This window comes from Arthrobacter sp. SAFR-023 (genome assembly GCF_051965295.1).
Taxonomy (GTDB): domain Bacteria; phylum Actinomycetota; class Actinomycetes; order Actinomycetales; family Micrococcaceae; genus Arthrobacter.
Genome location: NZ_JBQCMF010000004.1, coordinates 206,187 through 219,751, shown reverse-complemented (window position 1 = coordinate 219,751; position 13,565 = coordinate 206,187). Strand labels below are relative to the sequence as shown.

Here is a 13,565-nt window from a genome sequence, read left to right as displayed (position 1 = left end):
CGCTGTCAGCCTGCCTGGGCCTCTTCCTCCAGCTCATCCGGGAAGCCAATGACTCCGGCGCCTTCCTCACCTACGAGCCCGGCCGCTTCAATGGCACCGCCAAGGATCAGGGTGGTCAGATCGGCCACGGCTTCCATGTAGCTTCCGTGCTTGGGATTGTCCGCAAAGTCTTCGAGCCACTTCATGGCCACCTGGCCGACGAACTCCATGGTGCTGGCTTCACTGGACATTGCGGTCTCCCTAGGATGTGACTGTCTGATTCAACCATCCTAGGTCGCGAGCCTGTGGGATCCTTGGGAGAAAGCAGAGCCCCAGCCAATAATGTGGGGGCCCGGCGGCGGCGCTGCCGCGGCCTTTCCGCCGGGACTGACTTCCGGGCAAGCTCCGGGGAAGTCGTTCGCGGATCGTAGTTCAGGAGGTTCATAACCGTCCTGGCCTCGTCGGATGAGAACCGGCTGGCTGTTTCAGGATCAAGCCACGGTTTCGGGTCCTCGGAATCGTCGACAAAGTTCAGGACGGGCAGCGGCGCGGTAGGCGGACCACCGTCTTTGATCGGGAACAGGTCCGGCCGGGCAGCGGGGTCGTAGTACACACGGCGCTGAGGTTCCCGGGTAATTTCATATGGGCTGTGGCAAGTGTAGCCGGCCCAGTGAACCACCTGCGGTTCGGGTAGGGTCTCGGTGGAGTTGGGCGCTTGCGGCGGAACAGACTTTTCGTAGGCCACCCATTGCCCGTTGATCTGAACGTAGATCAGGTCCTGACCACCTCCCGGAAAGTAGACCGTCACACCAGTGTCTGCAGGTGCCATCGGGGCAATTTGCTCTTGACCCGGCCCCGTACGGCCAGGCGTTACCTCGATCATCTGACTACGCCTTTTCACGTCGTCCAATTGACTAGGCCTCATTGCGACCGGTGCCTAGATCGTTTCGACCGCGATGTTGAGCATGCGGCGCAGCGGCTCGGCGGCGCCCCAGAGGAGCTGGTCGCCGACGGTGAAGGCGCTGATGTACTGCGGGCCCATCTCGAGCTTGCGGATGCGTCCCACCGGAATGGTCAGCGTGCCCGAGGCAGCCACGGGAGTCAGGTCGGCCATCGAGGCTTCCTTGGAGTTGGGCACCACCTTGGCCCATTCGTTGTCCTCTGCGAGCAGCTTCTCGATTTCGGCAACGGAGAGGTCCTCGCGCAGCTTCAAAGTGAGCGCCTGCGAGTGGGAGCGCATGGCCCCGATCCGCACGCAGAGGCCGTCCATGATCACGTGGTTGTCATCCGAGGTGCCAAGGATCTTGTTCGTCTCGACGCCGGCCTTCCACTCCTCCTTGGACTGTCCGTTGCCGAGGTCCGCGTCGATCCAGGGGATCAGCGAACCGGCCAGCGGGACACCGAACTGGGTGGCGTCGATCTCGCTCCGCTGGTGGGCCAGCACCTTGCGGTCGATGTCCAGGATGGCCGACGCCGGGTCGTCCAGTTCCGTGCTGACCTCGGCGTTGAGCGTGCCGAACTGGGTGAGCAGCTCGCGCATGTGCCGCGCGCCGCCGCCGGAGGCTGCCTGGTAAGTCATGGACGTGCCCCACTCGACGAGGCCGTTCTTGAAAAGGCCGCCGAGGCCCATCAGCATGCAGGATACGGTGCAGTTGCCGCCGATGAAGTCCTTGACGCCGTTGGCGAGTCCCTTGTCGATGACGTCGCGGTTGATCGGGTCCAGGACGATGATGGAGTCATCGTTCATGCGCAGGGTGGAGGCGGCGTCGATCCAGAGGCCGTCCCAGCCGCGGCTGCGCAGCTCACCGTGGACCTGTTTGGTGTAGTCCCCGCCTTGGGTGGTGACAATAATGGGCAGCTTCGCCAGCGTGTCGACGTCGAACGCGTACTCGAGCTTGCCGGCCGCGCCCGCGGCAGCACCGGCAACCGACGGGGCGGCGCCTCCCGCGTTTGAGGTGGAGAAAAATACCGGGTTGATGTTGGCGAAGTCGCCCTCTTCCTGCATGCGCTGCATCAGGACGGAGCCGACCATGCCGCGCCAACCGACCAGTCCAACGGACTGAGTAGCTGCTGTAGTCATCTAACCCGCCTTAGAACATGACCTCGTGCAGAAGAACTCCGGTGGACTCCTGCCGGAAGGGACCTTGTAGAGTGGACCCGCGCGTAGTGCACGGCCTTGTGCCGGGGCCCCCGCGTTGCGGCTGGAAGCCCCGGAGCTTCGGGCGACCGATGCGAGGCGGCGCGAGCCGGATTCCCGGCGAACACCGTGTTCTCCGGGACATCTGTGCCCTTCATCAGAAAGGCGTCAGCCATAACCGTCGAACCGTCTTGCATTGTCACGCCATAGTGGACGAAGGCCAAGACGCCCACGGAGCAGCGGTTTCCCAGAACAGTCGGGCCGGACTTGAAGGTGCCGTCTTCCATGGAATGGCCTTGAATGATTGTTTCTTCGTTGAAGGCGCAGTCATCGCCGATGGAGGCCAGCGTTTTCTCTGGGATGGTTAGGCCGGCATCGTACAGCCGTTTGCCCACTTTCACGCCCAACAACCTCCAGACCCAGGCCTTGAAGGGAGTTCCGTTGAACGGCGGCGTAGCGAGTAGCTTCCACAGCCTTTCATGTCGCCAAAAATAGGGGTCATAGATGGAGCAGTACTGCGGCTTCAGTTGGCGGAAACCCATCACCGAACGCTCCACCAGTACCCTAAAAAGTATGCGGAATATCAGGAAGCCGAGCATTGAGAGGGATACCGCCAGCACGCCGAGGAAGCCATGGGCGGTGACCGCAACGCCACCGAAGAGCGCGGCGGCAAACAACTGAAACCAATTAACCGCCAAGAAGAGCATCATGCTCACGATGTTGTGACGGTTCTTGGCCGGCAGAAGTCGGTTCTTGGCCTCTTCGATCTTGAGTTCATCAAACTGAGCATCGCGCTGGACAGATCTGGGGATCTCGAAGGCGGGAGAACCGAGCAGTCCCACATCGCGACGGACCGGGCCATCGATCGGGACCATCACTTTGGTGGCGAGGAGGCAGTTCTCCCCGACGCGGGCGCCGATCGGAAAGGTAACGTCGTTTCCCAGGAAATTGCGGCCTGCGACACGCACAGCTGACAGACGGAAAGACGTATTGGAGAAGTCTGCATTCATCATATTTAGTCCGTCTGAAACCATTGTTCCAGTTCCGACAGTGCTCAAGAAGGGGGATTCGTGGGCCAGCGTGGGGCCGAAGTTTGATCCCGTCTGCTCCACCTTGCGCAGATCGTAGCCGAGGGCGCGCAGATAATAAACGATGTACGAGCTGTCGCCGAAGACGTCCTTGTAGAGCTTGACATTCGAAATCCTTGCTATCATCCGCTGGATGGAAAAGTGCACGCCATAGAGCGGGTATACCTTGTCAGGCTTGAGAAACAGATTGAGCAGTCGCGGAACGGTGAGGACGAAGAGCAGCCCGCCGATGAGCCCGGAAATGAAGAGGACTAGTGTGGCGGCCAAGACGTCGACATAGAAGCTGGACTGGCCGAGGTGCAGGTGTTCGGAGTCCAGATAGGAGGGTAGCAGGGCGGCGAGCAGGAGGACGCCGCCAGGAACGACCAGGACAAGCCGGTTGAACAGCTGCAACACGCTGAAGATGACGCGTCTGCGGGTTGTGCAGTTGGCAGCGGGCACCCGACGGTAGTTGGCGGTCGTTCGCGCTGCCGGAGAGCCATGCCACGCCTGACCCGGTGGAATAGACTGCGGGGTCTGTAGTGAAGAGGCATGCCCCAGCTGCGAGTCATCGCCCATGGAGGTGCCGATGTCCAGCGTGGTCTTCTCAGAGATCAGCACATTATTACCGAGCGTCACCGAGCCAGTCTCAATTAGGCCAGGGCGGGCCCGGTAGCAGAGGAAGTAGGAATCTTTATGGATCACGGTGTTGTCGCCAACCATGAGCAGGTCCGGGCACGCCGGCACATGTCGGGAGAAGATGACCACTCCCTTACCGATTTTGGCGCCGAGAAGCCGCAGATAGAAAATGTAGAGCGGTGAACCGGCGAACAGCACGAGAGGATTAGCCCGCGTCAGTGTTTTTACCAGCCAGAATCGGACATAGCCCATGCTCCAAATTTGGATACCCCTCGGCTTCCAGCGACCGACGAGAACCCACTTAATGATGATTGGGGTCACGGACAGGGCCAGGAACATGGCCGCGCCGAAGCCGACGGAACGTAGCCACATCTCCACCCAACCGTTTCCGCCGGACACCCATTCGTAGCCGGCAATCAGCAGCCAGGCAGCGTACATGGTGTAGCCCAAGAAGAACGCCATCTGGATGACGCCGCACGTTACATACTGGAAGGTGGTCGGCGGCTTGACGACTGTATTTGTCCATGGGCCCGTGTCGTAATCCGCTGGCGCCGCAGTTGCTTCGGGCTGTGCTTCCGTGAGCACCGCGGCGAGCTGACGGATGGTAGGGTGCTGGTAGATATCCTGCATCGCTGCCGGCGTCAGGGAGGTTTCCCGGCGGATGCGGGCGCAAAAATGCGCCATCAGCAATGAATTAGCGCCAAGGTCATTGAAAAAGTGAGCGTCTGTCGAGATCCGGTCGAGCGCAAGTATCGCCTCGAGCTGCTCCACCAATGACGTCTCAGCGGGTGAAGCGGGGGGTGTGTAGGCCCCTGTGCTTGCCGGGCTGACTCTGTTGGAGGGGCGCGGTAATTGCTTCCGGTCCGCCTTGCCGCTGGCCATCATCGGTATGGATTTAAGTTCTTCATAGTAGGCCGGCACCATGTATCCGGGAAGCCTGGTGCGAAGCATCTGATACATGTCGCGCGTTTCAACACTCGCGGCATCATGGCGAAGCGTGTAATAGGCGGCCAGTTCCAGCACTCCAGGCTCTGCTTCGACGGTGTCAACGACTGCCTGCGCGATCCCTGGGAATTGCAAAAGGAACGATTCGATCTCGGCCAGCTCGATCCGGTATCCGCGGATCTTGACCTGGGTGTCAATGCGGCCGAGGTACTCGATTTCACCATCCTTGTTGATTCGGCCCAAGTCCCCTGTGCGGTAGATTCTCCCCGAGGGATTATTGCTGATCTGGAGGAAGTCAGGAATAAAAGCCTTCTCCGTAAGGTCCGGGCGATTGACGTATCCTCGCGCGAGGCCGACTCCCGCAAGCCCTATTTCCCCGGACTCCCCGAGTGGAAGTGTCCTGCTGTCGGCGGGATCGAGGATGACGGCCGAGTAGGTTGGCAACGGGACACCCAATGAAACAGGGCCGCCCGGGTCAACGAGGGCCCACGTGGCCGTAACGGTCGCCTCGGTCGGACCGTAGACATTGAGGAAACGACGGCCGGGAATGTGCCAGCGCGTCACCAGGTCCCTAGGACACGCCTCACCGGAGACTAGCAGGAAACGCAATTCCGGCAGGTCTTCATCGATAGTGGCGAGCAAGGTCGGCACACAGCACAGGGCGCTGATGCGTTTGGCAATCAAATAGGAGGCTAGGTCAGCGCCAAGAAGGGTGGAACCTGCGGGCTTGGGAACCAACGTGGCTCCGGCTAGCCATGAAACCCAAATTTCTTCAACGGAGAAATCGAAGGCAATGGTCATTCCCTGGTATACGCGGTCGGTGGGCTCGATCCCGTAGAGGGCCGACGCGACCCGCACGAAGTTGCAGATGCTTGCGTGGTCTATTGCAACGCCCTTTGGCCTGCCGGTAGATCCGGACGTGTAAATGATGTAGGCGAGTTCATCTGCCGTTCCGCCCTCCAAAGGTTCTTCCATCCGGGACGGGTCCTGCGCGTCCACGTGCCCGCGGACGTCGTCCAGGGAAACTGTCAGCGCGGCAACTTCAGGCAACAGATCCTGAAGATGTGAGAGGCTGAGGACTGCGGTCACGTCGGCGTCTTCGACGATGTACTTGAGTCGGTCCGGAGGGAAGCCCGGATCCAGCGGAACATAGGCGGCGCGGATCTTGAGTACTCCCAGCATCGCGACATAGGCGTAAGATGGCTGATCGAACAGCAGGGCTATGCGGTCCCCCGGCCGCGCACCCGCAGCAAGGAGATAGCGTGCTAACTGGTTGGCCCGCCGATCCAGGTCCTCGTAGGTAAAGACAACATCCTCCGCGTCCACCGCGAGCTGATCGGCGCGACCCTGGTCCGTGTAGGCGTCACACCGGTCCTCAAACAGCTGGTTCAGCCGTTCGCCTCTGCTCCACCGTGCTACGTGATCCGGAAAGGCCGACGCCAGCACTGGCCCGGCCCCGTTCTGCCCAGTTGTCAGGATCCCGCGCAGCTCGGCCGGGCGGACATCGCCACGGTTGTGCACCTTCACGTTTTTGGTCATTTTGCTGATTCCTTCATTGGCATTGGCATCCGCATATCCTCGGTCTTCGTTCAGTCGTGTCAGCTCGGCCGGCGCGCCCCTTAAAGGGTGTGAACGCCCAGCGGGGCTGGAACGGGGGACGACGACCGGCGGCCATCCTTGGATGTCTCCGGCCGGCTGACGCCACCCGGCCGTGGGCCGCGGGTGGCAGCGAGCCGCACGCCCCCTGAAACTTTTCCGACTCCGTCCATGGCCAGGCCAAACGCTGACCGCACTGCGCGGACAGCTGTCTCCAACTGATCCGCCCCCGTAAGTGCACTTAGGCCTGTCTCTGAAATTTCAATCAGATCGAGGTCAACTCTGGCCTTTGACAGTGCACTGAAGAAGGTGGAGAAAACCGCAGGAGATGACCTCATGCCGAGTCCGGACAGCATGACCTTGCCAGCTCGTCCATTGTGCTGCAGATCCTGAAAGTCGAGATCGCTCTGCTGGGCGCGCAGCACTGATAAAGCAGTAGCGGCCTGCAACGCCGGCAGCGAAAATACCACGTCAGCACGCCGGGCTGGCCCAGGTCTCTTCTCAACGACCGATTGGATGGTCACCGACTGCGAAAGGGTGCGGAAGAGTGCGGACATGCTTTCGGGGTCATCGGGCAGTCCGGCAACGGTAATTTCCGCCAGTGCCTCGCATCCGGACACCTCGGTTATCACTGCCTGCTCTGGTGCAGGCCTTTGGAAGGGGCTCCGGTCAAGTCCTGGCAAAATCAGGGTTCCCATCTCGTCGGTGAATGAGGATCTGACATGGAGGGGAAGGCCGAAGCGGCGGGCGTACTCGACGCTGCGCAGGTGCATGACCTTGCTGCCGCAGGCAGAGAATTCGAGCATTTCCTCGCTCGACAGGGCGGCGATCTTTCGCGCCGTCGGAACAATGCGGGGATCAGCTGTGTAAACGCCGTCCACGTCTGTGTAGATCTCGCAGATGCCCGCTCCGAGGGCGGCGGCGAGTGCCACCGCTGTCAGGTCTGACCCTCCCCGTCCGAGCGTCGTCACCCGCCGGCCTTTCTGCGTCCTGCCTTGAAAGCCCGCCACGATCGGTACTGTGTCGTGGTCGAGGCACGTCCGGATGCGTCCGGGCCGGACGTCGGTAATGCGTGCCTTACCGTGAACGCTGTCGGTTATTAGCCCGGCCTGACTGCCGGTGAACGTTCGTGCCGCCTGGCCGCAGTCCACTAGGGCCATGGCCAATAGGGACGAGGAAACGGCCTCCCCCATGCTGAGCAGGGCGTCCAGCGCTCCTGGGTTCGGGTTCTGGGAAACACCGGCAGCAAGGTCGCACAGCTGGTCGGTTGTATCTCCCATGGCGGATACCACGGCAACTACCTGGTAACCGGCCTCGCGGGTCTTGGCTATCCTGCGGGCGGCCCGGCAAATGCCGGCGGCGTCAGCTACTGAGGATCCCCCAAACTTCTGTACGATCAGGGACCCTCTGGGCACCGCGGGTCCGGCGCCCTCGTGCAGGGGCCGGCTCCATTCGGTCCAGAGCGGGGCCGTGGCCACGCGGCTTGCCGTGGTTTCATTTAGCTTTGCAGGTTCTATGGACTCGTGATCGGACGGAGGTACTAGTGGCACGTTCATTGGATTCCCCGCATTTCTTACGTCGTCGTACGGCGGTTATTCCCGTTCAGGCACAATCGAGTGATCCAGGCGGAGTCAGGCGACAGTTTTCAAAGCCGTTCTGTGTCCCGTGACGGATTCGGCCGCTCCCGCCAAGATTGCGAGCCCGCGTTGCAGGTCCTCGGCGGTGATTGTGAGCGCAGGCATGGTCTTGAGTACTTCACCCTCGGGCCCGGAAGTCTCCACGAGAAGGCCGCGGGCAAAGGACTCAGCTGCGATTTGCCCTGCCGTCTTGGTATCGGAGTAATGAATTCCGGTCAACATGCCCCGGCCCCGCACTGTGGCGCCTCCAGCCGTGGCTGCAATACGGGACAGCCCCTCGTGCAGCTGCGCTGAACGTGCCGCTGTCCTCGATTCAAAAGTTTTATCCCGCCAGAAGTGCTCCAGCGCCGCCGCACCCGTGACAAAAGCTGGGTTGTGCCCGCGAAAAGTACCGTTGTGCTCTCCCGGCTTCCAAAGATCCAGCTCGGGCTTGAACAGCGTTAGGGCCAAAGGCAATCCGAAGCCCGAGATGGATTTCGAAAGGCAGACGATATCCGGAACAATGCCTGCAGATTCGAAACTGAAGAATGTGCCGGTTCGTCCGCAGCCTGCCTGTACGTCATCGACAATGAGCAGAATCCCATGCTGATGGCAGATGTCTGAAAGTTCGCGGAGCCAGGACGCCCGTGCCGCCCTGAGTCCGCCCTCGCCCTGAACAGTTTCGACGATGATCGCGGCAGGCCTTTCAAGTCCTGATCCCGAGTCCTTGAGCGCCAGCCGAAGCCATTGGAATCCAGTTCCCTCGTCCTCGAGGAATCCGTCATAGGGGATGCTCGATGCGTTGGCCAGGGGAATGCCGGCACCGTGACGCTTCATGGCGTTGCCAGTTACCGCCAGCGAGCCAAGCGTCATCCCATGGAATGCGTTAGTGAAACCAAGAATGTGGGACCGCCCTGTAACTTTTCTGGCCAGCTTCAGAGCAGCCTCCACGCAATTCGTCCCCGTTGGGCCCGGAAACATTACCTTATAGTCCAAATTTCTTGGCTTGAGGATCAGTTCCTGGAACGTTTGAAGGAACCGCCGCTTCGCTGAAGTTTTCATATCCAGGGAATGAATGACTGCTCCGGACAGCAAATAATCCACCAGCGGTTGTAGAAGTGCCGGGTGGTTATGCCCGTAGTTCAGGGCTCCTGCCCCGGAAAAGAAATCAAGGTATTCACGGCCATCCTCGTCGTAGATCCTGCTGCCAGCCGCACGCTCGAAAACGGTATTCCAGCCTCGGCAATAGCTACGGACTTCGGATTCCAGGGATTCAAAAATATCCTGCATTTGGGTAGTTTCCTGCCAGCTTGTGTGTGAGGGCCTCAGACGCCTGCGTCCTGTCCACTCACTTTTCAAAGACCACCGCACAAAATGCGGCGAAACGGAAACGCTGCGGTCACCAATATTTTCCCCAGCAGCTAATATCTGGCTTACCGCCGCGAGTCTTCCACGGATGCAACCTACGCCACTTAAACCTGCTAATCGACAGTAGGCAGGTACAACACCGCATTGCAACCGTCCCGAGTACCTGCATAGTTGGCCCGACCAATACCTACGTACTTGGGCACTTCCAGGGCTGGTGCGGAGCTGTACCTGTCTCTTACCAAGAGTCTTTCTCTGCCCTGAAGCAAGAGGTAGCTTTCAACCATGGATGCGTTCCGCCCGAGCCGTAGAGTGTGTGGGAGCACCGCAGGAGTCGTTGTCGCCGCGGCTGCAATGGCGCTGTCGGCGTGTTCAGCGCCTGCCGCGAGGGCTCCCCTCGAGGCGCCGCCGGCCGTGACGTTGCCGGCGCAGGAATCGCCGCTGGAACCACGGCCGACGACCACGCCAGTGCCGGATACGGTCACCCCCGCGCCGAAGGACGCTGCCAACCAGGTGCGCGCAGCCTTCGCCAACAGCAATCTGATACAACACCTCGAGGAGCTGCAGAAAGTTGCTGATGACTCGGGAGGAAACCGGGCTGCGGGGACAGCAGGCTATGAAGCTTCCGCCCGGTACGTTGAGGACCAGCTCCGCGATGCCGGGTACAAGCCGGTCCGGCAGGTCTTCACCTATAGGGACCACAATCGTGAGGCGGACGTGGAGACTTTCAACATCCTCGCCGAAACTGCGGGAAATCCGGAACACACCATCGTTGTGGGCGGACACCTCGACTCCGTCCGCAGGGGACCCGGGATAAACGACAACGCCAGCGGCGTTGCCGCCATCATCGAAACTGCCCGCTGGATGGCCGAAACAGGAGTCCGCCCTAAGAACAGGGTCCGTTTTGCCTTCTGGGGTGCCGAGGAGGTTGACCTGCTGGGTTCCCGGCATTACGTGGACACCCTCACCGACCGCGAAATCTCGCAAACGATGTTAGACCTCAACCTGGACATGGTCGCCTCATCCAACGGCGGACGATTCGTTCATGATGGTGACGGCTCCAGCTTTGGCAATGCCGGTCCCCGCGGTTCGGGCGAGATCGAGCGCCAGTTCCTCGACTATTTCGCAAGGAATTCGCTGGCCGCGGAGGCAACTGAGTTCGATGGCGAGTCGGATTACGAGCCCTTCATTGGAGCTGGCATCCCCGCCGGAGGGCTCTTTTCCGGCGATGACGACCGAAAAAACTCCAGGCAGGTGACCGAATTCGGTGGGATCGAGGGCGAAGATCACGACCCCTGCTACCACAGCAGCTGCGACGACATAGAGAACATCGACCCAGCGCTGCTCAAGGACATGGCCGGCGCCTTGGGCTACGTCACGCTCGCCTTCGCAATGATGGCCCCGCCCTAATTGGAACCAAGCTCGGGACCTAAGAGAACCGCCATCGTTGCCGTAAACGAACCGGGCAGCCCTAGCGAACTTGGGTCCACGGCGTCGAGCACCCAGTGCTTGTGGCTTTCTTCCTGGCCCAGCAGCAGCGGAACAGAACCGGCAACATCCACGAGAGCCGGGTCAACGACGGCCAGCCCCCTGCCGAGGGCCTTCAGTACTGCCTCCTTGCGCGTCCACAGACGTGTCTGGAAACCCGGCTGCAGGGCCGGCTCCACCTTCTGCAGTTCGTCCCGTTCCCGTGCCGAAAGTGCAACCTGTCCAAATCCCTCAAAATCTGCGGCTACTCCGCTCTCCAGGTCGACGCCGACCCCCAGCACCTGCCCGTCCGTGGACGCCGCCAACAGGCACCAGTCTCCCGCCCTGCTCAGGCTCGCCAGAACGGTCACCTTCCGTGGGCTCGCCTGATACCGCGGCATCCCGTGCACGTGGTCGTCCCTGGAGCACTCCCGGCAGACGAAGTCGGCCTGCAGATCCCGTACGTCAACTCCTGCGGCCTCGGCGGCGTGGCCCCGTAACGCGATGCGCCCGGCCAGGAACCTCTCCCGCTGCTCCCGGGAAGCGAACGTCCATGCCAGCCGCCGCTCGGCGTCGTCCAGGAAATCGGCCTGGCGAAGGTCGACGCCGGACAGCCTTACGGCTGCCAGACGGATCCGCTGCACGTCTGGCAGGGCTGGCCTCTTTACACCGGCCCCGGAAGGGTCACTTGATTCTTGACGGGTCATTGGATTCAATAGCCTATACGCCAGAGGCATCCTTCGGGCATGCCGCCTCCCCGGAACGCAGTAAGCTCGGATCCATGAGTGTAATCCGTCCCGCCACACCCGCCGATGTTCCCGTAATCCTGCAGATGATCCACGAGCTGGCAGTCTACGAAAAGGAGCCGGACGCGGTCCGGAACACGCCCGAGATGCTCACCGAGGTCCTCTTCGGCAACAACCCGCGCGTTTACGCCCACATGGCCGAGAACGAAGATGGGCAAGTGCGGGGCTTCGCACTCTGGTTCCTCAACTACTCAACGTGGGAAGGCGTGCACGGGCTCTACCTGGAGGACCTCTACGTCACACCGGAAGCCCGGGGCGAGGGCCACGGGAAGGCCCTCTTGCAGCATCTGGCGGCGACCGCCGTCGAACGCGGCTACGCGCGGGTCGAGTGGAGCGTGCTTGACTGGAACGAACGGTCCATCAACTTCTACCGGAAGCTCGGCGCGTTCGCCATGGAGGAATGGTCCACGTTCCGGCTGACCGGAGCGGCGCTTGCCCAGTTCGGCAGCCGCAGTGAGGTCGGTGCCCATGGCTGAGGCAGCGCTGGGCGCCAGTGCCCAGGTGGGCCCTGTCCAGGTGGGCCCTGTCCACGCAGTCCGGGCCCGGCACAGGTTCCGCGGCATGCGCACGGCGGAGCACTACTTCACACTGCCACTGAACCATTTTGCCGGCCCGGACGGTGATGCTGCGGCCGAGACGATAACCGTATTCGCCCGCGAGTACGTGTCCGACGAACACAGTGAGGCGGAGGCCGCCGAGCTGCCGTGGCTCCTGTACCTTCAGGGGGGCCCGGGCGGACGCGGCAACCGTTTCGCGTCGCTGGGCGGCTGGAGCAAGGCGGCAGCAAAGGACTTCCGCATCCTGATGCTGGACCAGCGCGGTACCGGACTTTCCTCCCCCATTGACCGCACCACCCTGCCGCTGCGGGGGGACGCCGCTGCACAGGCCAGGTACCTTGAGCACTTCCGTGCCGACTCGATCGTCGCCGACGCCGAACTCATCCGCCAGGCCCTCGGTTCAGAGCCGTGGACTGTCTACGGTCAGAGCTACGGCGGCTTCTGTGCGCTCACGTACCTGTCGTTCGCACCCAGGGGCCTGCGCGAGGTGCTGATCACCGGAGGGCTCGCCCCGCTGACCGGCTCCCCGAAGCGGGTCTACCGCGAGACCTTCAAGCGGGTGGCGGCACGCAACGCGGAGTACTTCGGCTGGTACCCCGAGGACCGGGAAGCTGTAAACCGCATCGCCAGTCACCTCCGCGGCACGGCGGAGTACCTCCCGGACGGCTCTCCCCTCACGGTCGAGAGGTTCCAAATGGTTGGATCCTTCCTCGGCGGGAACACCAGGGTGGACACCCTGCACAACCTGCTGGAGGACGCCTTTGTGGAGACTCCCGGGGGTCCGCGGCTCTCCGATCCGTTCCTGGAGCAGGTCCGCCCACTGGTCTCGCGTGCAGCCAATCCGCTGTACGCGCTGATGCATGAGTCCATCTACGGCCAGAACGCGGCCACGGGCTGGGCGGCCTGGCGGGTTCTCGAGGAGTTCCCGGAGTTCAGTCCGGGCGCTGCCGAGCCACTCCTGACCGGTGAGATGGTCTACCCGTGGTACTTCGAACAGGACCCTGCCCTTCGCCCGCTGCAGGAAGTGGCGGAACTGCTGGCGGCCAAGGCTGACTGGAAGCCCCTGTACGACACCGCGCAGCTGGCTGCCAACATCGTGCCCGCGGCGGCCGCCGTCTACCGCGATGACATCTATGTGGACCACGGGCTCTCCATGGAGACCGCGGGCGCCGTCCGTAAGCTGAACACCTGGGAAACAGGCGAGTTCCACCACGACGGCATCGCCGACGACGGTGAGGCCATCTTCGGCCGCCTGCTCGGCATGGTGCGCTCCGCCCGCTGAGCTACTCAGAACACAAATCCAGCCCGAACTGGCAGGTAATGCCCTCAAAGCGGGGATTTGAGGGCAGTACCTGCCAGTTCGCGCTTCGAATCCTCCCCCCTCGACGTGC

At 61.9% G+C, this 13,565-nt stretch carries 9 protein-coding genes; 3 read left to right on the top strand and 6 right to left on the bottom strand.

The genetic code is table 11. From position 1 onward, the window contains the following. Positions 1-5: 5 nt before the first annotated feature. From ACTHQX_RS06725 to ectB, 5 genes are all read right to left on the bottom strand, one after another. Positions 6-230 carry a hypothetical protein gene (locus tag ACTHQX_RS06725; protein ID WP_236803284.1) on the bottom strand — a complete coding sequence of 75 codons (225 nt, stop codon included), beginning with the start codon at positions 228-230 and terminating at the stop codon, positions 6-8. Positions 231-916: 686 nt separating this feature from the next. Then, complete coding sequence (asd, locus tag ACTHQX_RS06720; protein ID WP_236803283.1) at positions 917-2,059, bottom strand: aspartate-semialdehyde dehydrogenase; 1,143 nt, start codon at positions 2,057-2,059, stop codon at positions 917-919. Continuing rightward, positions 2,056-6,306, bottom strand: coding sequence for a Pls/PosA family non-ribosomal peptide synthetase (locus tag ACTHQX_RS06715; protein WP_440156425.1), 4,251 nt, complete (start codon positions 6,304-6,306; stop codon positions 2,056-2,058). The genes asd and ACTHQX_RS06715 overlap by 4 nt, the downstream gene beginning before the upstream one ends. An 80-nt stretch (positions 6,307-6,386) precedes the next feature. After that, positions 6,387-7,841: an aspartate kinase gene (locus ACTHQX_RS06710; RefSeq protein ID WP_440156423.1), complete on the bottom strand. Its 1,455-nt coding sequence runs from the start codon at positions 7,839-7,841 to the stop codon at positions 6,387-6,389. A gap of 153 nt (positions 7,842-7,994) precedes the next feature. Continuing rightward, the gene (gene ectB / locus ACTHQX_RS06705) at positions 7,995-9,269 is read right to left on the bottom strand and encodes a diaminobutyrate--2-oxoglutarate transaminase (RefSeq protein ID WP_236803281.1); all 1,275 of its coding nucleotides are present in this window, start codon (positions 9,267-9,269) and stop codon (positions 7,995-7,997) included. A gap of 489 nt (positions 9,270-9,758) precedes the next feature. Between ectB and ACTHQX_RS06700 the strand changes: the two genes are divergently transcribed. After that, a complete protein-coding gene (locus ACTHQX_RS06700) occupies positions 9,759-10,754 on the top strand; it encodes a M20/M25/M40 family metallo-hydrolase (protein WP_236803280.1) in 996 nt (331 codons plus the stop codon). On the opposite strand, the gene ACTHQX_RS06695 is transcribed toward ACTHQX_RS06700, so the two are convergent. Further along, positions 10,751-11,455, bottom strand: a complete 705-nt coding sequence (locus ACTHQX_RS06695; RefSeq protein WP_236803279.1) for a 4'-phosphopantetheinyl transferase family protein — start codon at positions 11,453-11,455, stop codon at positions 10,751-10,753. The genes ACTHQX_RS06700 and ACTHQX_RS06695 overlap by 4 nt on opposite strands. 137 nt (positions 11,456-11,592) lie before the next feature. Between ACTHQX_RS06695 and ACTHQX_RS06690 the strand changes: the two genes are divergently transcribed. Both ACTHQX_RS06690 and ACTHQX_RS06685 read left to right on the top strand, forming a co-directional pair. After that, complete coding sequence (locus ACTHQX_RS06690; protein WP_440156420.1) at positions 11,593-12,093, top strand: N-acetyltransferase family protein; 501 nt, start codon at positions 11,593-11,595, stop codon at positions 12,091-12,093. After that, positions 12,086-13,456, top strand: coding sequence for an alpha/beta fold hydrolase (locus ACTHQX_RS06685; protein ID WP_236803277.1), 1,371 nt, complete (start codon positions 12,086-12,088; stop codon positions 13,454-13,456). Before ACTHQX_RS06690 ends, ACTHQX_RS06685 begins: the two co-directional genes overlap by 8 nt. Positions 13,457-13,565: the final 109 nt, after the last annotated feature.